22 protein-coding genes are annotated in these 21731 nt (G+C 40.0%); 6 read left to right on the forward strand and 16 right to left on the reverse strand.

Annotated elements, in window-relative coordinates:
- The first annotated feature begins 3 nt into the window (after positions 1 to 3).
- Together F3G76_RS07540 and F3G76_RS07545 are read left to right on the forward strand one after the other, a co-directional pair.
- Positions 4 to 1560 carry a class I SAM-dependent methyltransferase gene (locus tag F3G76_RS07540; protein ID WP_149706363.1) on the forward strand — a complete coding sequence of 519 codons (1557 nt, stop codon included), beginning with the start codon at positions 4 to 6 and terminating at the stop codon, positions 1558 to 1560.
- Position 1561: 1 nt separating this feature from the next.
- Entirely contained in the window at positions 1562 to 2026 is a 465-nt protein-coding gene (locus F3G76_RS07545; RefSeq protein WP_149706364.1) for a damage-inducible protein, read from the forward strand.
- Positions 2027 to 2028: 2 nt separating this feature from the next.
- Here F3G76_RS07545 and F3G76_RS07550 read toward each other — a convergent pair whose 3' ends face one another.
- The 3 genes from F3G76_RS07550 to F3G76_RS07560 are packed head-to-tail and all read right to left on the reverse strand — an operon-like array spanning position 2029 to position 5272.
- Entirely contained in the window at positions 2029 to 2832 is an 804-nt protein-coding gene (locus F3G76_RS07550) for a 3'(2'),5'-bisphosphate nucleotidase CysQ family protein (protein WP_149706365.1), read from the reverse strand.
- Positions 2829 to 4106, reverse strand: a complete 1278-nt coding sequence (locus F3G76_RS07555) for a citrate synthase (RefSeq protein WP_149706366.1) — start codon at positions 4104 to 4106, stop codon at positions 2829 to 2831. Before F3G76_RS07555 ends, F3G76_RS07550 begins: the two co-directional genes overlap by 4 nt.
- 2 nt (positions 4107 to 4108) lie before the next feature.
- Entirely contained in the window at positions 4109 to 5272 is a 1164-nt protein-coding gene (locus F3G76_RS07560; RefSeq protein WP_107915913.1) for a cation:proton antiporter, read from the reverse strand.
- Positions 5273 to 5387: 115 nt separating this feature from the next.
- On the opposite strand from F3G76_RS07560, the gene F3G76_RS07565 reads away from it, so the two are divergent.
- Positions 5388 to 5870: a hypothetical protein gene (locus F3G76_RS07565; protein WP_149706367.1), complete on the forward strand. Its 483-nt coding sequence runs from the start codon at positions 5388 to 5390 to the stop codon at positions 5868 to 5870.
- An 8-nt stretch (positions 5871 to 5878) separates the two neighbouring features.
- On the forward strand, positions 5879 to 6043 hold the full coding sequence (locus F3G76_RS10490; protein WP_159070999.1) for a hypothetical protein: 165 nt from the start codon (positions 5879 to 5881) through the stop codon (positions 6041 to 6043).
- 415 nt (positions 6044 to 6458) lie between these two features.
- Here the strand turns inward: F3G76_RS10490 and crcB are convergent, their stop codons facing one another.
- Positions 6459 to 6812: a fluoride efflux transporter CrcB gene (gene crcB / locus F3G76_RS07570; protein WP_103639556.1), complete on the reverse strand. Its 354-nt coding sequence runs from the start codon at positions 6810 to 6812 to the stop codon at positions 6459 to 6461.
- Entirely contained in the window at positions 6812 to 7657 is an 846-nt protein-coding gene (locus F3G76_RS07575) for a biotin synthase (RefSeq protein ID WP_223227459.1), read from the reverse strand. The genes crcB and F3G76_RS07575 overlap by 1 nt, the downstream gene beginning before the upstream one ends.
- A gap of 422 nt (positions 7658 to 8079) precedes the next feature.
- Here F3G76_RS07575 and F3G76_RS07580 point away from each other — a divergent pair, with 422 nt between their 5' ends.
- Positions 8080 to 8262 carry a hypothetical protein gene (locus F3G76_RS07580; RefSeq protein WP_149706369.1) on the forward strand — a complete coding sequence of 61 codons (183 nt, stop codon included), beginning with the start codon at positions 8080 to 8082 and terminating at the stop codon, positions 8260 to 8262.
- A gap of 56 nt (positions 8263 to 8318) precedes the next feature.
- Here F3G76_RS07580 and F3G76_RS07585 read toward each other — a convergent pair whose 3' ends face one another.
- Both F3G76_RS07585 and topA read right to left on the reverse strand, forming a co-directional pair.
- Positions 8319 to 9038, reverse strand: a complete 720-nt coding sequence (locus tag F3G76_RS07585) for a leucine-rich repeat domain-containing protein (protein WP_149706370.1) — start codon at positions 9036 to 9038, stop codon at positions 8319 to 8321.
- A gap of 61 nt (positions 9039 to 9099) precedes the next feature.
- Positions 9100 to 11214, reverse strand: a complete 2115-nt coding sequence (gene topA, locus F3G76_RS07590; protein ID WP_149706371.1) for a type I DNA topoisomerase — start codon at positions 11212 to 11214, stop codon at positions 9100 to 9102.
- A gap of 201 nt (positions 11215 to 11415) precedes the next feature.
- On the opposite strand from topA, the gene F3G76_RS07595 reads away from it, so the two are divergent.
- Positions 11416 to 12915 carry a flagellin B gene (locus tag F3G76_RS07595; protein ID WP_012140492.1) on the forward strand — a complete coding sequence of 500 codons (1500 nt, stop codon included), beginning with the start codon at positions 11416 to 11418 and terminating at the stop codon, positions 12913 to 12915.
- Between the two features lie 275 nt (positions 12916 to 13190).
- On the opposite strand, the gene F3G76_RS07600 is transcribed toward F3G76_RS07595, so the two are convergent.
- From F3G76_RS07600 to F3G76_RS07640, 9 genes are read right to left on the reverse strand one after another with little or no spacing between them, the layout of a single operon-like run.
- The gene (locus tag F3G76_RS07600) at positions 13191 to 13961 is read right to left on the reverse strand and encodes an oxidoreductase (RefSeq protein ID WP_012140493.1); all 771 of its coding nucleotides are present in this window, start codon (positions 13959 to 13961) and stop codon (positions 13191 to 13193) included.
- Positions 13948 to 14655, reverse strand: coding sequence for an acylneuraminate cytidylyltransferase family protein (locus F3G76_RS07605; RefSeq protein ID WP_107915905.1), 708 nt, complete (start codon positions 14653 to 14655; stop codon positions 13948 to 13950). Before F3G76_RS07605 ends, F3G76_RS07600 begins: the two co-directional genes overlap by 14 nt.
- The gene (locus F3G76_RS07610; protein WP_103559011.1) at positions 14648 to 15550 is read right to left on the reverse strand and encodes a Gfo/Idh/MocA family protein; all 903 of its coding nucleotides are present in this window, start codon (positions 15548 to 15550) and stop codon (positions 14648 to 14650) included. Before F3G76_RS07610 ends, F3G76_RS07605 begins: the two co-directional genes overlap by 8 nt.
- 13 nt (positions 15551 to 15563) lie before the next feature.
- Positions 15564 to 16610 (reverse strand): nucleotidyltransferase family protein, encoded by a 1047-nt coding sequence (locus F3G76_RS07615; RefSeq protein ID WP_103634017.1) that lies wholly within the window; start codon positions 16608 to 16610, stop codon positions 15564 to 15566.
- Entirely contained in the window at positions 16607 to 17767 is a 1161-nt protein-coding gene (gene neuC, locus F3G76_RS07620) for a UDP-N-acetylglucosamine 2-epimerase (RefSeq protein ID WP_149706372.1), read from the reverse strand. Before neuC ends, F3G76_RS07615 begins: the two co-directional genes overlap by 4 nt.
- Positions 17764 to 18765 carry an N-acetylneuraminate synthase gene (neuB, locus tag F3G76_RS07625; protein WP_149706373.1) on the reverse strand — a complete coding sequence of 334 codons (1002 nt, stop codon included), beginning with the start codon at positions 18763 to 18765 and terminating at the stop codon, positions 17764 to 17766. Before neuB ends, neuC begins: the two co-directional genes overlap by 4 nt.
- Positions 18766 to 18789: 24 nt before the next feature.
- Complete coding sequence (locus F3G76_RS07630) at positions 18790 to 19401, reverse strand: NeuD/PglB/VioB family sugar acetyltransferase (protein ID WP_149706374.1); 612 nt, start codon at positions 19399 to 19401, stop codon at positions 18790 to 18792.
- 2 nt (positions 19402 to 19403) lie between these two features.
- Complete coding sequence (locus F3G76_RS07635) at positions 19404 to 20555, reverse strand: LegC family aminotransferase (protein ID WP_149706375.1); 1152 nt, start codon at positions 20553 to 20555, stop codon at positions 19404 to 19406.
- On the reverse strand, positions 20542 to 21729 hold the full coding sequence (locus F3G76_RS07640) for a UDP-N-acetylglucosamine 4,6-dehydratase (RefSeq protein WP_149706376.1): 1188 nt from the start codon (positions 21727 to 21729) through the stop codon (positions 20542 to 20544). The genes F3G76_RS07635 and F3G76_RS07640 overlap by 14 nt, the downstream gene beginning before the upstream one ends.
- Positions 21730 to 21731 lie beyond the last annotated feature (2 nt).

The following is a 21731-nucleotide window of genomic DNA, read 5'->3' on the forward strand; positions in this document are numbered from 1 at the left end:
AAAATGAGCCAAAATAGCAAGATCGAAAAATCTTATGATGAACTAACTTACAAATCAGCAGCATTTGCACAAAGCTCGCCTTATAAACTAGAGGCTTGCGCCACACTTCTTGGCATCAATCCACCGCCTTGCAAAAACGCAAAAGTTTTGGAGATAGGATGCAGTTTTGGTGGAAATTTGATCCCATTTGCCGTAAATAACGAGAACGCAAGAGTAGTTGGCATAGATCTTAGCGGCGAACAGATAAGGCGCGGCAAAGAGATCGTTAAAGAGATAGGACTGCAAAATTTAGAGCTAATCCACGGCGATATCTGCGAGTTTAAAAGTGATGAAAAATTTGACTACATCATCGCTCACGGCGTCTTTAGCTGGGTACCTGACTTTGTAAAAGATGCTATTTTAAGAGTCGTAAGAGAAAATTTAAGCCAAAACGGCGTGGCGTTTATCTCTTACAATGTCTATCCTGGCTGGAAGATAAAAGATGTCGTGCGTGATCTCATGCTACTTGCCGCAAAAGATAAAGATAGCACAGAAGAGAGGCTAAAAGCTGCTAAAGAGGCGCTTTTAGTATATAAAGAGGTCTTGCTAACAAAGCTTGGAGAAAATTATGAAGATAAAATCCCTGCAAAGTTGCTGCTTCACTGGATAGATAACGTGCTTGAAAAGGATGATTTTTATATAGCTCATGAGTTTTTAGAAGAGATAAACGATCCATTTTACTTTAAAGACTTTAACGCCATGCTAGCTAAAAACGATCTTGCCTATCTTTGCGAATATGGACTTGAAGACCTTTTTGTACCAGATCTTGGTATAGAGCATGTAGATAACTACAAAGATAGCAAATTTAAAGATAGGATCGATCTAGAGCAGTTTATGGATATACTTAGCAATAAGGTCTTTAGGCAAAGTCTCATCGTGCATGCTAAAGCTTATGAGAGCGTGGCTAATAAACAAATAGGACCAAGCGATGTAAATAAAATTCACGTCGTGGCCGACTTTGTAAAAAAAGATGATGGCTGGCATGATAAATTTTCTCTTATGCCTCAAGATATCTCTTGGCTTTGTGAGGTATTTTACAAAATGTATCCAGCAAGTATAAATCTCTCTCAAATTTTAGAGATTTTACCAGAAGATAAACTCGCAGTTTATAGCGCTTTTGTAAGGCTTTTAACAAACTCAGCAGACGCAATGATAGTAAAAGACGAGCTAAAAGATATAGAGTATGCTCCAAATTACTCAAGACTAAAGGCAAATTTAACTGGCTACATAAAGTACTTTTTAAATCACAAAGATAACGCAGACATTACCTTTGCAAACAAATTTGGTCTCACAGAACGTCTTGACAGACTTGATTACTATATATTTTTACTACTTGATGGCAAAAATAATTTAGAAGAAATAACGGCTAAGAGTTTGAAATTTGTAAAAGAAAACAGCATAAAAATATCTGATAAAAATGGCAAAGAGCTTAAAAATGACAAATTAGTCGCTCACTTAAAGGGCTACATCGTAGGCACAGCAAAGCTTGCTAGCATGCTCTATTTGCTTGAGGAAATTTAAAATGAAAAGAAATTTAGCTCTTATATTTTGTATATTTTTAGTAGGTTGTGCGAGCCAGCCAAGCGTGAAAAATCTAAATCTTAAAAGCAGCCTAAACTACGGCGGCGAAGAGCTTGCAAAGATACTTGAGCAAGATGATGCAGTGGCGTTTAGTAGTAACTTGCGTGAGGGGGTTTTTATCTACATAAGTAATGTTAAAGTCGCAAACTATCTTGGCGTAGTAAGAGCTGAGAGACACACTAAATTTAGCGTAAAAGAGCTAAGCAAAAACGATCTTTTGATAAAAAGCGTCAATGATCTAACGCAAAGCTTTGATGCTAGTTTAGAGCGAGCTAGAGAGCTAAAATGTGGCACTTTAGTGATCAGACTAAAAGATAAATTTCAGGATTTAGAAGCGGCAAATAAATTTTTAGAGCAAAACGAAAGCGCATTTTTAAAGATGAGTGGCGAGATAAGGTGCAAGTAGCCTTATCTGCCCTGCTCTATAAGCTTAAAAACTTCATCTTCTAAGCCCAAAGTATTTTTGCCAAAAGCTACGTAAAATGGGCTTTTTAGATCAGCTAGTTTGTAGCTTGGCTCGCATCTATCGCTAGCGTTTAAGACCTTGCCACCGCTAAATTTCACTACCGCCTCACCTGCAGCATTGTCCCAAAGATAACTTGGACTAAATCTCACATATATCCCGCCAAACTCGGCTAAACGGCAAAATTTAATGGCAGATCCAATGCATTTTTGCTCTAAATTTAAACTATCTCTTATAAGCGTGGCCCTCTTCGTCTCGCCTCTTCTGCTTGAAAAGATAAAGTTATTTAAGCTTTTAGCTTTTTCATTTAGATCATCTCTTGCTACGACCTCATCATTAGCGCCTAAAATTTCTTTAAAAGCGCCGTTTTCATCAGCGTAAAAAAGCTCTTTGCTAACTGGGATAAAAATGACGCCAAGCACCGGCCTAGCCTCTTTTATAAGCGCTATGCAAACGCAAAATTCGCCATTTCTAGCTAGAAATTCTTTTGTGCCATCAAGGGGATCAACTAGCCAAAACTCATCTCTATCGCTCTCTTGCAAGATGCTCTCTTCAGAGCAAATTTTTATCCCACTTTTACTTAGCTCTTTTAGTATCACCTCATTTGCCGCTAGATCAGCGCTAGTTAGCGGCGAGCTGTCATCTTTTAGGCAGACTTTAAGCGCCTGGCTATTAGATGAGTAAAATTTCATTATCTCACCCCCAGCGCTGATGGCTGCCTTGATGGCTAAATTTAAAAGCTCGCTCATTTTGGTGTTCTGTTTGTCTCTCCGACGTAGAGCTGTCTTGGACGGACGATCTTTATACTCTCTTGCTCTTTTAGCTCGATCCACTGGCTGATCCAGCCTGGCGTCCTACCGATGACAAAAATGACGGCAAACATATTATTTGGTATGCCAAGCGCCTTTAGGATGAGCCCTGAGTGAAAATCAACATTTGGATACAAATTTCTACTTACAAAGTAGTCGTCATTTAGCGCGATCTCTTCGATGCGGTTGGCGATCTTTATAAGCTCTGAGCTAATGCCGATCTCATCCATCAGCTGATCTCTCATCTTTTTAAGCACCTTTGCGCGCGGGTCGAAGTTTTTATAGACCCTGTGACCAAAGCCCATTAGTCTAAACGGATCGTTCTTGTCCTTTGCTCTAGCGATGTATTTATCGACGTTTGCGACCGAGCCGATCTCTTCAAGCTGGCGGATGACGCCCTCGTTTGCCCCGCCGTGAGCCCAGCCCCAAAGTGCGCCGATACCTGCGCTTATACATGCGTATGGATGCGCGTGCGTAGAGCCAACAGTCCTAACGGTAGTCGTAGAGGCATTTTGCTCGTGGTCAGCGTGGAGCATAAAGACCGTGTCAAGTGCCTTTATCTCGATAGGCTTAAGATCGACATGCTCGTATGGATAGCCCCTCATCATGTAGAGGAAATTTTCAGTAAAGCCACGATCTAAATTTGGATATATGATAGGAAGGCCACGTGAGTATCGGTAGCTAAAGGCCGCTATCGTCGGGATCTTAGCGATGATACGCATAGCCATCTCATGGTACTCTTCAGGCTTGTCCATATTTAGGTGGTCTGAGTAAAAGGCACTTAGCGCTGAGACCGCTGCTTGCAGGATCGCCATAGGGTGCGCCTTGTCTGGAAATGCGTCAAAGAGCTTCATCATGCCCTCGTGTATAAAGCTCCTTTTTTTGAGCTCATCTTTAAAGCCCCTGTATTGCTCGCTCGTTGGTAGCTCTTTGTTTAAAAGCAGGTAGGCAACGTCTAAAAATGTCTTATTTTCAGCCAAATATGCGATGTCGTAGCCCCTGTACATGAGCTCGCCCTTTAGGCCGTCGATGTAGGTTATGGCTGAGCGACACATCGCAGTTGAGGTGTAGCCCCTGTCAAAGGTAAACATCCCAGTGTCGCCAAAAAAGGTCGATATGTCGATGACGTCTGGCCCCATAGTGCCCTGCAGGATAGGAAACTCATAGCTCTTGCCAGTTCGGTTATCGATTAGTGTGGCTGTATTTGATGACATTTTTACTCCTTGCTTTTTGATTGCATTAAAATTTTGATGATTATAGCTCCTATTATAGCTTGTGCGAGGCTTGCTAGGATGAAAGATGAGTAAGAATAGTCACTTATTTCGCCTGATTTGTGTGCGATAGTAGCAACTGCGATCAAAAGAGTGAGCGGCATAGACTGCGAAACTGAAAATAAAAATATCCCTCTAAAGCCAAGCTTGCCCAAAAAGAGCAAACTAGATACAACTCTGGTGCCAAGCATCGCTAAAAATATAAAAATAGCATCCTTTATCACTTCGCTAGATCCTAGGCTTGAAAGCTTGAAAGTCGAGCCTATGTGGATGAAAAATATCGGCACTAAAAAGCCAAATCCAAAGCTTGAAAGCTTGTGTGGCAAGTCCTTTTTGTGATCAAAAAATGTCGTGATAAACATACCTGCGATAAACGCACCAAAGGCGACTTCTAAATTTAGATAGAGCATCAAGGCTATCATCGTGAAAAATACCGCGATGCAAAGCCTGATGTCCTTCTCGTCCTTGTCGTAGTGTGGCATGAGCACCACTTTAAGCCCCGGATACCACCAAAAAAGCACGTCCAAAATTTTAAAACTAAGCACGCTGATAGCCAAAAATAGGATCAAATAGCCAATCGTTAGCCATAAATTTATGCTCGCTCCAAACTGCAAGTAAGCAGCGGTAAATGTTAGAAGTGTGATGCTTAAAAGCTCGCCGATAGTTGCTATTAGCATGCTTAAATTTAGCCACTCTTGCTGCTTGCCATACTCCTTAAATAGCGTAAATACCATACCAACGGCCATTATCGGGATGATGATGATGTAAAGCAGGCTAAGCTCAAGTCCTAGCGTCAGGGCCGTGGCTAGAGCGTAGATGAGCGCAAGGTAGATGATCCCAAGGCGCAAAATTTTACGGTCGATGTTTATGAGCATCCTAAGATCGATCTCCATGCCAGCTAGAAACATCAAAAAGAAAAAGCCAACTTCGCTGATGAGCTTAAACATCTCGTTGTCGCCAACGACTCCGATGTAGCCAGCAACCGCTCCAAGTAGTATCTCAGCAGGTGCGACTGGGATGCGTAAAATTTTAGAAATATAAGGCGAAGCAAAGACGATAAATGCCAAAACGACAAGGATGCTAAGCTCGCTTGCTTGGTGTAACTGCAAAAATATCCTTAAAATAAAAATGCCTGATTGTATAAAAAGCTTTGTTATTTTTTGATTAAGCTAAGCGAAATTTGGGCAAAATGGCGGCTATTTTAGAAATTTGGAGTGAAATTTTATGCGTAAATTTAGCCTTTTTATTTTGATATTTTTTGGCGTCTTTTCTTTGGCAGGCGAGCTAAATTTAGTTGAGAGTTTTAGATTTGATGGTAGCACATTTTATAAAAAGCAAGTGGTTAAAAATGAGAGTTTTTACTTTTTAAAAAATGAAAACATGGACGAGCACTTTGCCGCTTTTAAGGTAAAGTTTGACAAAGATGTCAAGACAAAAAACGAGCTAGAAGAGCTAAAAAGGGCTCTTAAGCAAGATAAAAACGTGCTTTTTAGCGAAGAAAATGATCAAATTTTAGCTCTTATAAAAGATGAAACTAAGAGCAAAAATATAGAAATAATCCATTTTTTGCTTAAAAAAGATGGAGTTTTGATGCTTTCGTATGAGAGAATTTACGATCCAAAAACCTTGGCAGATGCGCTCAAACCAGTGCTTTTAAGCGAAGCTAGAAATTTTATGCTGCAGATGCCAAAGATAGAAGCTAGGTAGAGAGATGCATGTGGCGAAGCTTCGCACTGCATGGGGTTTTGTTAAATTTCTTGCAAATTTTAAAATTTATGAGCGAGCATATCACGGCTCTAAATTTAGTGCTAAACGAAGTGCGGCCTAAATTTAGTAGTCTGCTAAGGCGAGTGAGTAAAATTTTAAAATTTGAAGAATAGCTTTGTTAAATTGGATAGGTGTCAAGTAAATTTTAAAATTTCATGAACGAGTAATTTCGGCTCTAAAATTTGAGCTAAGCTGAAAGCGAAGTCAAATTTTAGTAGTCAATTCTTGCGAGTGAGTGAGATTTTAAAATTTGAAAAATAGCTTTATTAAATTTGTAAATTTCTTTTTATTCAAATTATTCAAAAGGGAGACAAGGGGACTTGAATTACGAAGCCGTCCCCTTATCCCCCTTTTTAAATCCCTCGTCTGCTTGCAGTTGCGAGCTTGCGAAGCAAAAGCCCCCCCCTCTTAACGATCCCCTAACCCCGACGACGTTAGATGTGGCATGCTTAGTGCTACGCACTGCATGCAGTTAAAAAATCTAACAAAATTTAAATTTATAAACAGCTCTGTTGAATTTGCAAGCTCTCACAAATTTTTACCAAGTAAAATGCCAAGATAGCTTGCAAGTAGGCAAAGGCTAAGGTTTAAAAATATATTTAAAAAGCCTTTTACGAGTTCGCCTTCTAGTAAAAATTTAACACTATCAAGGCTAAAGCTTGAAAATGTGGTAAAGCCACCAAGTATGCCAACGACTAAGAACACTCTCACGCTTTGGCTTAAATTTAGGCAAAATAAAACGCCGATAATGAAGCTGCCAAGCACATTTACGCCAAGCGTGGCTAGGGGAAAGTGGCTAAATTTTAGCAGCTCCCCAGCTAAAAACCTGCACCCAGCTCCGATAAAGCCTCCAAGCCCCGCAAAAAGCAAATTTACAAGCATTAGTGGCAGATGCTTGCAAAGCTAAAACCGCGCTTTGTAAGCTCCTCGATGTCCTTGCTTGCCTTCTCGCCCTTTGCGGTGAGGTAGTCGCCTATCACGATCGCGTCTGCGCCATTTTCGAAGATCTCATACTGCCTCTCGCCCAAAATCTTCTCCCTGCCACCAGCTATCATGACCCTAGTTTCTGGCAGTGCGCTTTTGGTCTCACGTACGATTTTTAGGGCCTCATCCGCGCTAAGAGGTGGCTGAACAAGCCTTAGAGCGTCGCTTTTTATGAAAAAATTTATAGGCGACGAAAATGGCTCAAGCTCTTTTAAGCTAGCTCTAAAACTCACCCTGTCAGCCTCACTCTCGCCAACGCCATAAATGCCGCCAGTGCAAAGCATGAGCCCAGCCCTTTTTGCGTCTAAATTTGTCTGATATCGCTCGTCCCAAGAGTGCGTTGTGCAGATTTTGGAGAAATATTCGCGGCTAGTTTCGAGGTTGTGGTTGTAGCTAAAAACGCCAGCATTTTTGAGCTCACAAAGCTGCTCGTAAGTCGCCATGCCGTTACATGCGATGAGCATCAAATTTGGCACTTCTTTATGCACAGCTCTTGCCAAAGATGCGATGTAGTCGGTCTTTTTGTCATTTAGCCTAGCGCCACTTGTGACTAAACAAAAGCCAAGAGCGTGGTTTTTATATGCCATTTTGGCTTCGTCAACCACCTGCTGCACGCTTTTTTCTTTAAATTTCGTGATATCAGCGCCAGCTTTGGCACTTTGCGTGCAATAAGCGCAGTCTTCAGCGCAGTTTCCCTGCGTGACGGAGCATATCGCACAAAGCATGATTGTTTTCATTTTTATCCTTTTTTGGGGCGTATTATAGCTTTGGTAGGTTTAAAATTTAAGTAGAGTGGCTTGAATTTATGAGAAATAGGTAAATTTAAATGTTTGTTTCTTTGTTAAGGGGGAAGAGGCTTGAATTACGAAGTCGCTCCCTTCCCCCTTAACAATCCCCTAACCCCTACAACGTTAGAGGTGCATGCGATGGTGCTGGCGCACTGCATGCAGTTTATCATCTGGCAAGTGTCAGACAAATTTTAAAATTTCATGAGCGAGTAATTTCGGCTCTAAAATTTGAGCTAAGCGATAAGCGAAGCCAAATTTTAGTAGTCAATTCTTGCGAGTAAATGGAATTTTAAAATTTACAAAATAGCAAATTTCTCTTTTAAAAATACGGACCTTAAATTTAAAAACTCTTTTATCCAAAAGGGAGACAAGGGGACTTGAATTACGAAGCCGCCCCCTTATCCCCCTTTTTAAATCCCCCCGTCTGCTTGCAGTTACAAGACGAAGTCGAAGTAAAAACCCCTCGCACGTTAGAAGTGCATGTGATAAGCACTATCGTGCCGCATGCGTTTTATCATCATGCAAGTTTCAAGCAAATTTTAAAATTTACGAGCGAGTAAGATTTTACAATTTACTCTTAAAAATAAAACTATGCGAAAATTTAAATTTTACAGCATCACTTTTTCTTATAAATTTCCGCTCTCTCTTTTAAAAGCCCTGTTTTTAAATTTGGCAAAGCGCTAAGCTCGTCAAAAAGTCCAAAAAGTGCGTGCTGTGGTGGCAGGCTTAGGTGAGTGATGGATTTTAGAGATAAGATAGGCGAGTAGTCCTTGCTTTTTAGCCTAGCTGTTAATATCACAAGGCTGGTTAGCCCAGGCATCTGGCGCAAAAACTCTAAGCTTTCGATGTGGATAAATTTAGGCGAAAGTCCGTCTCCGCTGATCTCTAGGCTCTTTAAATTTTGCAAATTTGAAATCGCAGAGTAGTCGCTTATCTTTTGAAAATTCTCCACCGCAAGGCTTTCAAGCCCAGTAAGTGTCGCGATCGGCGCGATGCTTTTTACGCTAGCTCCTGAGCCTACAAAAAGGCTCTCTAGGCTAGAAAGATTTGCTAGCGCGTCAAGGCTCTCATACGAGCCCCATTTGATGTGAAGGCTCTTTAAATTTCTTTGGTAGCACGCTGCGTCAAAGAGCTCTTGAGGCATTTTGGTGCAAAAGTTAAGCTCGTCAAATGCCTCCTGCTCGCTTCTTAAAAAGTCGCACCACTCATCAAGCACTGCTCTTTTTTGCTTGGCGGTTTTATACTGCGGCGTGAAGCTATCTCCTAGCTGCGTGCAGTTTATCACAAGGCTCTTTTGCCCTTTATACTGGCTAACTTCTACGATAGTTTCAGGCATTTAAAGTCCAAAAATTTATAAGCCAAATTTAGGCTCAAGGGCTAAAATTTGGCTAGAAATTTTAATTTTCAGAGATAAGTGTCTTTTTCTTACACTTTGTGCACTCTATAAAAGTGCCTTTTTTAAGCTCTTTTTTGATCATATCGCCGCCACACTCATCGCATTTTTGCGCGACTGGCTCGTAGTTTGAGATGAAGTCGCATTTTGGATAGTTGGCACATCCATAAAATTTACCGCGCCTGCTAAATCTCTCGACGATCTCGCCGCCACATTTTGGACATGGCACATCAAGCTTTTTAAGCTCGCGTTTTGGTTTAGCTGCCGTTGTAGAGCCAGTTTCTGCACTCTTTTCATTATCTTTTGCGACGTTTCTTGAGTATTTGCATTTTGGGAAATTTGAACAAGCGATAAACTCACCATATCTGCCCTTTCTAAGCACTAGCTCGCTTCCGCACTCTGGGCACTTCTCGCCGATCGGAGTGGCTGTTTTTAGGCTTTTTATGCCGGTTTTGCCAGCGCTAATTTTTTCCATAAATGGATAGTAAAAGTCGCTTAGCACCTTTTGCCAGTCAGCCTTGTCAAGTGCGATCTCATCGAGCTTTTCTTCAAGATGTGAGGTAAATTCGCTATCGACGATGTTGCTAAAGTGCTCCTCCAAAACGCCTATCATGCTAAATGCGATCTCGTTTGGTATGAGCTGCTTTTTCTCGATCCTCACGTAGTCTCTTGATGTTAACAGCGAGATGGTCGGTGCGTAGGTGCTTGGGCGGCCGATGCCTAGGCTTTCTAGCTTTTTAACAAGGCCAGCCTCAGAGTACCTGGCTGGTGGCTCGGTGAAGTTTTGCGTGCTTTTTATGCTTTGCAAGCTCATCTCGTCGCCCTTTTTTAAATTTGGCAAGATTTTATCCTTATCAAGCTCGCCATAAACCTTGTAAAAGCCGTCAAATAGCACCTTTCTGCCACTTATCTTAAACTCGCCTTTTTTGCTTGCGACATAGACATTTTGCGTTTGGCTTACACATGCGCTCATTTGGCAGGCTAAAAATCTATTGTAGATGAGCGTGTAGAGTTTGAGCGCGTCTTTTTCTAGAAATTTAGCGGCGATTTGCGGTGTGAAGTTTAAATTTGTAGGGCGGATCGCTTCGTGGGCTTCTTGCGCGCCTTTTGAGCTTGTTGTGTAGCTGATCGCTTTGGCTGGCAGATACTCTTTGCCATAGTTTTTTAAGATGTGCTCTCTAGCTGCCGCTACGGCCTCTTTGGCTAAATTTAAGCTGTCTGTTCTCATGTAAGTGATCGCACCCATGAAGCCCTCGTTTGTTTGCACGCCCTCATAGAGACTTTGCGCGATCATCATGGTCTTTTTAGGGCTAAAGCCAAGGCGGTTGCTCGCACTTTGTTGAAGGGTTGATGTCATAAATGGCGGGCTTGGCTGGATCTTTCTATCCTTACTCTCGATCTCACGGACGCTAAATTTCTCATTTTGTAAATTTTCAATGATATATTTTGCACGGTCTGGGTTTTGGATAGTTAGCTTTTCGATCTTTTGGTTTTCAAATTTAACTAGCTCAGCGTCTAGATCTTTTTTAAAAATGGTGTCAATAGTGTAGTATTCAACTGGCTTAAACGCCTGAATTTCACGCTCGCGATCGACTATTATCTTTAGCGCCGCACTTTGCACACGGCCAGCACTTAAGCCTTTTTGTATCTTTAAATTTAAAAGCGGGCTTAGCTTGTAGCCAACTATGCGGTCTAGCAAACGCCTTGTTTGCTGGGCATTTACGCTATTCATATCGACGCGCCTTGGGCTTTTTAGAGCGTTTTGTATAGCACTTTTAGTGATCTCGTGAAAGACGATGCGAGGCAGGCTGGTTGGCTCCTTGCCGATGGCATTTGCGATGTGAAATGCGATCGCCTCACCCTCTCTATCCTCATCGGTCGCGAGATAAATTTCATCAGCACCCTTAGCTAATTCTTTTATCTCTTTTACGATGGCGGAGTGATCGCTGCTGATGCGATACTCTGGGGTAAATTTATCATCCTCTATCTTGATGCCAAAGCTCGTTTTTGGCAGATCTCTAATGTGACCTTTTGAGGCGATGACGTTGTAGCTTTTGTCTAAGAAATTTTTGATAGTCTTTGCTTTTGCGGGAGATTCCACGATGATTAAGCTTTTCATTTATATATAGCCTTTAATTTTTTTGGCGTAATTGTAGCAGAAATAATTTTTTAGAGTGTAACGTGCGAAAATTTTTTAGGTGGAGCGCGATTTTTGTTTTTTATAAAAATTTTTATGCATAGCTCTAAACTTTTTTAAAAACCGATCGATATAGTTTTCGTGCGACATGAAGTCGTAACTTAAAACATAAAAGGATTTACAATGAGTTTTCGTATTAACACAAACGTAAACGCACTTAACACACACGCTAACGCAGTTAGCAACAACGTTGACCTATCTAAGTCACTTAACAAACTTAGTTCTGGTCTTAGAATTCAAACAGCTGCAGATGACGCTTCAGGTCTATCTATCGCAGATAGCTTAAGAAGCCAAGCTTCAGCTCTAGGTCAAGCTATTGCAAACGGTAATGATGCTATTGGTATCATTCAAGTTGCCGACAAAGCTATGGACGAGCAGTTAAAAGTTCTTGACACTATCAAGACTAAAGCTACTCAATCAGCTCAAGACGGCCAAACAACTCAATCACGCCAAGCATTGCAAGCTGATATCGTTCGTCTAATGGAGGAGCTTGACAATATCGGTAACACTACTTCATTTAACGGTCAGCAACTACTAAACGGAACATTCTCTAACAAAGAATTCCAAATAGGTGCTTATTCAAACCAAACTGTTAAAGCAAGTATTGGTGCGACTACATCTGACAAGATCGGTCTTACACGTTTTGAGAGTTCAAAACTACTAACTGGTACAGATAAAGTTAGCCTTAAATTCTTAAGCGTTGATGGTGTAAATGATATTAGTATAGCTTCTACTAAGATATCAACTGGTCTTGGAACTGGTGTTGGTAAATTAGCAGAAAATATCAATAAAACATCTGATAAGACAGGCATTAGAGCTACATTTGATGTAACTAGAACTATGTCAACTTCTATAGTAAGCGTATCTATCAAAAGCTTTGCTATCAACGGCGTTAAAATCGGCGACCTTGATGTAAAAGAAAACGATAGCAACGGCGCACTAGTAAATGCGATCAACGCTGTTAAAGATCAAACAGGTGTTGAAGCTTCTATCAATACAGAAGGTAAAATGGTTCTAACAAGCCGTGACGGTCGTGCGTTTAGCGTTTCAGGTGATAACATCTCAAAAGCAATCGGTATGAAAAAAGACCAAGTTTTCGTTGGTCGTATCAACCTTGTTCGCCTTGATGGTAGAGATATCAAACTATCTGCAAAAGGCGCAGCTGGCGGTGATGCTCTAAAACTAGAGTCAGAAGCTTTCTCAGCAAAAGGTGGTGCTCAAGCTTCAGTTGCTTTAAGAGATGTAAGAGGTCAAATAGACGGCAAACTAGCTAGTGCTATGGGCTTCCAAAGAATGACTAAAGTGCTTACAGTAGCTCAATCAGCTGGTGTAATGACACTAAAAGGCGCAATGGCTGTTATGGACATCGCTGAGTCAGCTCAAAAAACACTTGATCAAGTTCGTTCAGACCTTGGTTCAGTTCAAAACCAACTTCAAGCTACAGTTAACAACATCACTGTAACTCAAGTTAACGTAAAATCAGCAGAATCACAAATCAGGGACGTAGATTTTGCTAGCGAGTCTGCTAACTTCTCAAAACATAACATCCTAGCTCAATCAGGTGCTTATGCTATGAGTCAAGCAAACAGCGTTCAACAAAACGTAATGAAACTTCTACAATAACGTAGCTAGTTAAATTAAGTTTTAAATAGGGCTTTGTTGCAGTAGCAAAGCCTTAATGTGTTAATGCTTTTACAATACGCAAACCCCCAGCCCCAAAGCTAGTCTTTGGGGTTTTAGATATTTTTCCATATTAAGTTAAATTGTAAAAATAGAAAAATTATAGATAGCAAGCTCTCGCTTGGTAAAATTTAGTATGAGAAAAAGTGCGTATAAAAAGCGATATATAAATTTATCTAGCTTAGACTAGATAAATTTATACTATTTTATTTATATTTTTATAGGCTAAAGCCATCATCAACTACGATATTTTGTCCATTTAGATATTTTGAAGAGTCACTTAGCAGATACACCAAAGCCCCACATATATCATTTGCGTCAAGCATGCCTTTTGTGCCACATCTCTTTTTATATTGGCTTAAAAATGGCTCAGGCTGTCCGTCCAAAATCCCTCCAGGACTTATGGCATTCACGCGGATATTATCTTTTTTAAACATCTTTGCCATATATTTTGTCATACCAAGAAGGCCGTGTTTTACGACTGTGTATTCGACTGGAGAGTGCATATTTGTCCCCTCATATGTCTCAAAGGCAGGCGCTCCGATACCTTGAATGGATGAGATGTTTATGATATTACCATGACCTTGCCTTAAAAAATACCTGATGAAATTTTGTGAGATATTAAAGTATCCGCCAAGATGTAAATTTAAAAAGGCATTAAAATCATCCATGTCGATCTCAAAAAATTTCTTACCGTAATTTTTACTTTTTGGATAGGCATTATTCACTAGTGCATCTATGTGACCATATTTTGAATGCAAGAAATTTATAGCTTCATTGATAGAATTTGCATCACTGATATCAATTTGCAAAACCTCGATCCTCGCATCTTTTTGCGCGCTTGTAATCTCATCTTTTAATAAATTTGCTCTTTTTGTATCGACCTCTGCTATCACACCAACTCCGTTTTGGCCAGCAATCGCTCTTATAAAAGCGCTTCCTATCCTACCAGCTCCCCCTGTAACTACTACAACCTTATCTGTTAGCATTTTTTTCCTTCATTAAAAACTCTACAAATTTAAAATCAAGCTCACAATCTATATCGATCGATCTATCTTCATCCATCACATAAAGTCCGGTTTTTGATAAAAATAAAGTGTCATTATTTAGCAAAACTTCACGCTTCCAGATGTAAATAGAAGCGTTCATATCATAAGTCTTTGGTGCATCTTGACGGCATAAAATAGCATTTGGTAAAGTTTTTGCTAGCGCTACATGTCCATCTGGATAAATTTCAACTAAATTAAAATATGGACTTCTTCTGCTTGGCATAGCGGTTATTAAGTTGTCATTATCATCACGCAAAAACTGCTCAAAAGAATTTGTTATATCGCTTACATCACGAAGTGGAGATGTAGCATCAAGGTCGATTTCGTAGTCAAATTTACGTCCATAATGTTCCTCACTCTTTAAAAAAACATCTTTTATAACATCAAGCTTTCCTGCTGTATCACTAGCCATAGTAGCATCTCTTTTAAAAAAGACCTCCGCACCGTACTTTACAGCTGCTTCTGCTATCAGGTCGCTATCTGTGCTAATAACTATATGTTCAAACAAATTTGATGCTATTGCCTGCTCTATGGTGTGAGCTATAAGTGGCTTGCCGCAAAGCTCGCGCACATTTTTGCCCTTTACTCCCTTACTACCGCCTCTTGCGCATATCGTACATAAAACATTACTCATTGTTTTGCCTTTGAATTTGATCTATCGCGTCCATCACATCTAGCCCCTCATCAAAGCTACAAATATATCTTTGCTCACCCAAAACATCTTTATGCATAGCTAAAAACATCTCGTTTCTTGCCAAATTTGGCATATTTAAAATTTGCTTACTACTATCTTGCTTAGTAAGTGTGCCTGCCATAAAGTCAAGCTCATATGTAGAGCCTTCGCACTCCACACGCAAGCTTCTATGTGTGATATGGCTTAGATAGTCAATGCTTACATTTACTATGGCATCCATTTTTGTCTTACCAAAAATCATACATAGATCATCGCTTGTTATCTCTAAATTTGAAATTTTACCTTGAAAGCTCATTAGGTTTTCAAATTTGCCACATAACCACATAGCATAGTCTAGCTCATGGCTAAGATCTAGCAAGACGCCACCACCTTTTTCTTTGCTAGCACTATAGCATCTTCTATAATCGCCACTTCGCCAGCTTGGTAGATACTGACCGCAATTGGCATTTAGATATAAAATTTTCTCGTTTTTTAAAAACTCTTTTAGCTGTTGCAACAATGGATGAAACCTTAGCACATAACCTACAAAAATTTTATTATTTTTGGGCGTGAATTTATATTTTTTTTCAAACAATGGCTTTTCACAAAGTATGATCTTGCCACTCACTCTTTCATCTATAAATTTCAAATTTTCTAGATGTAAAAATGTGGGAGTTGCTATGACGAAGTAGTCAAACTTATCTAAATTTGAGACCTCTTCTAAGTTTTTATAGCACACTTTACCAGCCACATCCTGGCTAGTAACTAGGCAAATTTCATCTATCTGTACTAAAGTCTCTAAGACCTCGCAGTGTCTTTTGCCGATTGAACCGTAGCCTATAACAAGAGCTTTCATCTAAAATATCTCATTAAAATATCTTTGCATATTCTTCATTTGCCTTTTGATACTCTTCAAGACGTCCTATGTCTATCCAATACTCATGTATCGGAAAGGAGATTACATTTTTGTCTTGAGCTATCGCCTTTTCAAAGAGTGTAGGCATATCATAAAACTCATCTTGTGGAATCAGATCTAAAATTTCAGGTGAGAGCATATATATCCCGGCACTTACAAAAAATTTCTGCACTGGTTTTTCTGCGATAGCAGTTATTTTATTATCATTCATCTTTACCACGCCGTAAGGCACCTCGTAGTCGTACTCTCTGACGCACATTGTAGCTGTGGCTTTATGTAGCGTGTGATAGTTAAAAATGTGCTCGAAATTTACATTTGTAAGAAGATCGCCGTTCATAACAAAAAATGGCTCACTTGGACGCTCTTTTAGCAAGCTTAACGCCCCTGCTGTACCCATCCTTTTTTGCTCTAAAACGTAGTCTATATTTACGCCAAATTCTTTTCCGTCGCCAAAATAGTCTCTAATGATACTTGCATTAAAATTTACGCACATCGTGATATTTACAAAGCCATACTCTGCAAATTTCTCGACTATCGTTTGAAGGATCGGCTTATTTCCAACCTTTAGCATCGGTTTTGGCATATCTTGCGTGAGTGGTCTAAGTCTAGTGCCAAGGCCTCCTACCATTAGGATAACTCTATTTGTCTTGCCAACTGGCTTAATAATATCTTCGATGTCTTCTATGCCCACAAGCTTGCCAAGCTCGTCAACCAATGGAATTTTATGAAGTTTTTTAGCAAGTGCTATCTTTAAAATAGACTCTTTCGTATCACCAACACTTGCTATACTTGGGCTCTTATGTACTACGAGGCTGACGCTACTGTTTAGGTCTAGGCCATTTAGCAAACCACGCCTGATATCACCGTCTGTTACCGTACCTACTAGAGCATCATTTTCATCAACAACGATGGCTATTTGAAGCCCTCCGTTGTTGATAGTCTGCAAGGCATCTTTTATGGTTGAATTTATACTTAGTTTTATATCGTTTACTATTCTCATTTTATACCTATATCATAAAATTTCTTTTTCAAAATATTATCAAGCTTTGTCTCTTTTAAAATTTTTAGCATTTTTTTACTTGGACTACCACCATCGTATGGATTGATTGTGTCTTGTAAAATTTGCTTAAATTCCTTCGAATATGCTTTTGTTATAGCCGCTAAAATTTCATCTTTTATAGGCCTAGCGTCTATAACGCTAATGGCTTTAGTGCGTCCTTTTTGGCGGTCGCCTATGTTGATGGTTGTTTTTTTAAAGCTTGGAACCTCCAAGATGCCACTTGAGCTATTTCCTAGGACAATATCAACAAATTTTATCGCACTTAGGTATCTTAGCTGCCCAAGTGAAGCAAACGCCACAGCTTTTTGTGAATTTTTACTCACATATTCATCTATCATTTTATTTATCACATCGCCATCTGTATCGCTATTTGCTTTTGTAAAGATAAAATTTGTATCCTCTAACTCATCTATTGCTTTTAAAAGCTCACCAAACTGCTCTCTTGCACTACTATTTTCAAGTGTCACCGGATGAAAAGTGATGAGGATATTTTTTTTAGCAAGCTTAAATTTTATAGACTTTTCAAACTCATCTTTGTTTAGTAAATTTAACTTTTTTATATTTTCTATGCCAGGGCCACCAACATTAAAAACCATCCTAGGCTCTTCGCCAAGCTGAATTATGCGATTTGCGTACTCATTTGTAGCTGCAAAATGTATATGGCTCATCTTTGTTATGCTGTGTCTAAAAGCTTCGTCAAATGCTCCCTGCGTGGTCTCGCCGCCATGGATATGTGCTATTGGTATTTGCATGATACTAGCGACACCTGCTACACCAAATATCTCATATCTATCACCAAGAAGCACCAATATATCAGGCTTAAGCTCAGCTAGTGCCGGAGCAAATTTCTCATAAACTCTTGCCATCTCCGAACAAATATCAAGGCTTGTATGAGAACTACTTAAAATTTCTATCTTTTTATCTATCTTAAATTCTTTTTCTATTTCTTTATATGTGAGTCCAAACTCAGGGGTTAAATGCATGCCAGTAACAATAAGCTGAAGTTCAAGCTCACTATCTGCCTCGATCTCTTTTAAGAGCCAGTAAAGAAGGCCATATTCGGCTCTAGTGCTTGTAACGACACAAATTTTTCTCATATTAGTTCATCTTGTTTATAGTCTTTTTGTGAAATTTGTCCGACCACCTCATCCCACCTCATAGGATTTATGCCGTCTCCTGGGCGTTTTACACAGATATTTAGCTCGCTAAAAATTTCACCCTTTTTTATATCGCATTTTGCCACGATCGACTTTCTAGCTATTTTTATATTTTCGCTCTCGCTTTTGCTAAAGTGTTTTAGTCCGTCTCCAAGTGCTAGCTCGATATTTCTAATAGCTCTAACCATAGCCGCTAGCTCATCTGGCTCAAGGCTCGCCTTATGATCAGGCCCAGGCATACTCTTATCGAGTGTAAAGTGCTTTTCTATGATCTTTGCACCCATGGCAACCGCTGCGATATCAACCTCGATGCCAAGCGTATGATCGCTATACCCGACTTCAAGCCCAAAGGCATTTTTAAGAGTTATCATCGCCTTTAAATTTACATCCTCCATCGGCGTTGGATACTGTGTATTTGCATGAAGAAGGCTTATGTTTTCCCGTTTCGTACCGCTTTTTACAAGTGCTTCTATCGCGGTTTCCACCTCGCCTAAATTTGCCATGCCGGTTGAGAGAATGATCTTTTTATTAAGCCCGCCTATCTGCCTAAGATATGGCAAATTTGTTATCTCGCCACTTGGGATTTTAAACATGCCAAGCCCCAGCTCGTCAAGAAGCTTTATGCTGTCGCTATCAAAAGGAGTTGAGAGAAAAGTGATATTTTTTTCTTTGCAGTAGGCTATAAGCTCTTTATGCGTGTTCTCGTCTAGTTCAAGCTTTTTTATCATCTCAAACTGGCTTTCATTTTTATCGGTAGTTTCTTTTTGATAGCTAGCCTTTTGCGCATTTTTTGAAACAAGATTTTGAGCTTTAAAGGTCTGAAATTTCACTGCATCAGCGCCAGCTTTGGATGCTACATCGATCAGTTTTTTGGCTAAATTTATATCACCATTGTGATTTACTCCAGCCTCAGCTATGATAAAAACCCTATTTGACATCAAATTTCCTTTAAAATGCTAGTTTTACGCCTTTATAAAAGCGTTTTTCTCCAAGTTTCTCATCACGCTAGTTCCGCCGCCTATGATAGAATTTTCGCCTATCACTATATACTCTTTGCTGGTTGCATTGCTGCCAAAGAATGCCCCATCTTGCACAACAACGCCGCCATTTACCACACTTGCTGTTGAGATATGGCAATGATCGCCGATAGTTGCGTCATGCTCCACAAGCGCCTTTGTATTTATAATGCAGTTTTTGCCGACACTTGCACCAGCGTTGATCAAGGCATGATGCATCACTACGCTTCCCTCAGCTACACATGCATGCTTTGAGATATACGCAAGTGGTGAGATGATGGTTGGAAGTATGAAACCTATTTCTTTTAGCAGTGCAAACAACCTTTTTCTAGGCTCACTGTTTTTTATCTGACCAACCGTCACCACAGCATTTTTGCATGATTTAAAAACCTCAGCCAGATCATCATCGCTACCGATGATCTCGTAGCCAAGCACCTTTTTGCCAATATTTTCTGCTGTATCTATGATACCAATTATATTAAATTTAGACCCGCACTCGATGACATCTATCACACTTTTGCAGTGCCCACCGCCACCTACTAAAACTATATCTTGCACGGCTAAACTCTTGCGCTACTTGGGATATTTACTATCCTATCGCTTAGAAATTTAGCATTTTTTAGCTCATCTCTTTGGCAGTCCTTAAACATATCAAGCTCATTCATAAGCTGCCATATAGGACGCGTAAAAACGCCATTTTCATTACTAAATTTCAAAAACTCATCTCGTTTTTCACGGCTCTCAAATAGCACCGCATTTAGCCAAAAATTTGACCTAGCGTCCGCTGGCTCATCTATAAATTTCACATCATCAAATTTAGCAAAATACTCTTTATATATCATCGCAAGCTCGCGTTTGCTCTTTAAAAATAGCTCTAAATTTTCAAGCTGCGCCACAAGAAGGGCCGCGTTTAAATTTGGCAGGCGGTAGTTGTAGCCGATCTCGCTGTGACGATACTCAAAAGGATGTGGCACTTTGGCGGTTGTAGTGATAAATTTAGCGTGCCTTGCTATCTCCTCGTAGTTTGTGATGATAGCTCCGCCACCGCCACTTGTGACGATCTTATTGCCATTAAAGCTCATCGCCGCAAGCTTGCTAAAATTCCCTGTATGAGTCCCTTTATAGTAGCTGCCAAGGCTCTCGGCGCTATCTTCTACTAAAGTGATGTTCCAACGCTTGCAAATTTCGGCTATCTCATCTATCTTGCAAGGCAGTCCAAAAGTATGCATAGGCACGCAGGCACGCACTATCCTGCCACTAGTTTTATTTACACATTTGCCGCCTTTTAGCTCGCAGTTTTTCTCTAAAAATGCGCTAAGTGAGGCTGGCGACATACCGAGCGTATCAAGATCAACGTCCACGAAAACTGGCTTTGCAAAAAGGTAACTAATGGCGTTGCAAGTGGCTATAAAAGTAACTGGCTGCGTGATCACTTCGTCATTTTGCTCTACTCCGGCTAGTTTTAGGCAGATGTGAAGCGCAGAGGTGCCATTTGTCGTAGCCACTGCAAATTTAGCACCGACCATTTGAGCTAGCTTGCTCTCAAACTCATCGACAAATTTGCCGACACTTGAGACAAAGCTAGAGTCGATGCACTCAAGTAGATATTTTTTCTCATTGCCTATAAATTTAGGCTCGTGAAGCGGGACTTTGTCCTTATTAAAGGTGCTTTTTATAAATTTCAAAACCTCGTCAAAATCACATTTTTTCATCGAGATATTTTCCTGTTTCTTTATGCATAAAATTTGGTATGAGCTCGAAAACTTCGTGTAAAATATCCTCTTTGCTCCATGTCAAGCTTGATTTTAAATTTAAGATATTGTTTTTAAAAATTTCTAGCTTTTTGTTGTCAAAATTTGCATCATTTTTAACTATGCCGATATTTTGAAGTCTTTGCATATCAAGCTTCTCGCCATCAACGAAAAACTCCTCGTAGTCCTTCTCTCCAGTCGTGTCGCTAGGCGCAAAAAGACAAGGATAAAAGCCATCTTTTGGAAGCACTTTGGCTAGCTTTCTAGCCTCCTCCTCATTTTCACACAAAAATGGCTTGTAGCCCAAATTTGCCAAGTATCGCTTGGCTATCTCGCTAAATGTTATGAGGTCTAAATTTTCATCTAGTTTTGGGAAAAATATATCTCTATTGTCGCCAAAAATGGTGCTTAAAAGGCAGAGTTCACCGCTCTCTTTTGGCGTTAAAAAGTAGCGCCTGACATCGTTTGGAGCGACTATGGGCTGAGACTTTTCTATGCGTTTTTGAAAGCCAAAAAGAAGCGAGCCGTCGCTAAATGCTACGTTTGCAAACCTAGCCATCGAGACGTCGACCTCTAAAGAGTGCCTAAACGCAAACATCTCCATGATGCGCTTGCTAGCTCCCATTAAATTTACAGGGTTTGCGGCCTTGTCGGTGCTAACGCAGAAATATTTTTTTGACTTCATATCCGAAGCTTGAGCCAGCGTTTTATCAGTGTTAAAGATGTTTGTTTCAAGCATTCTCATGAGTGTAAATGGGTCTTTTTCGCTTCTAACGTGCTTTAGCGCTGATAAATTTAACACGTAGTCAAATCCACCACTTTGCGCCAAAAGTGCGTCAAATTCGGCGCTTGCAACATCTATGGCAAAAGTTTTAAAGTCACCATTTATATATCCAAACTCGCTTCTTATATCGCGCACTAGTTCAACAAGGTTGTTTTCAGAGATATCAACGACGTAGAGTTTTTTGGGATCTCTTATAAAGATCTCTTTTGTCACGGCAGAGCCTATAGATCCTGCCCCACCGATAACTAAAAAGCTTGAGCTTGAAACTATCTCTTTTAGTTCTTTATCAAGCGCATTTATGTCATCTTCAAAGAGATTTTTCGTGCGTCCTATTAAGCTTAAGATATCCATTT

The organism is Campylobacter concisus, from assembly GCF_902460575.1.
In the GTDB taxonomy this organism is placed as follows: Bacteria; Campylobacterota; Campylobacteria; order Campylobacterales; family Campylobacteraceae; genus Campylobacter_A; species Campylobacter_A concisus_AW.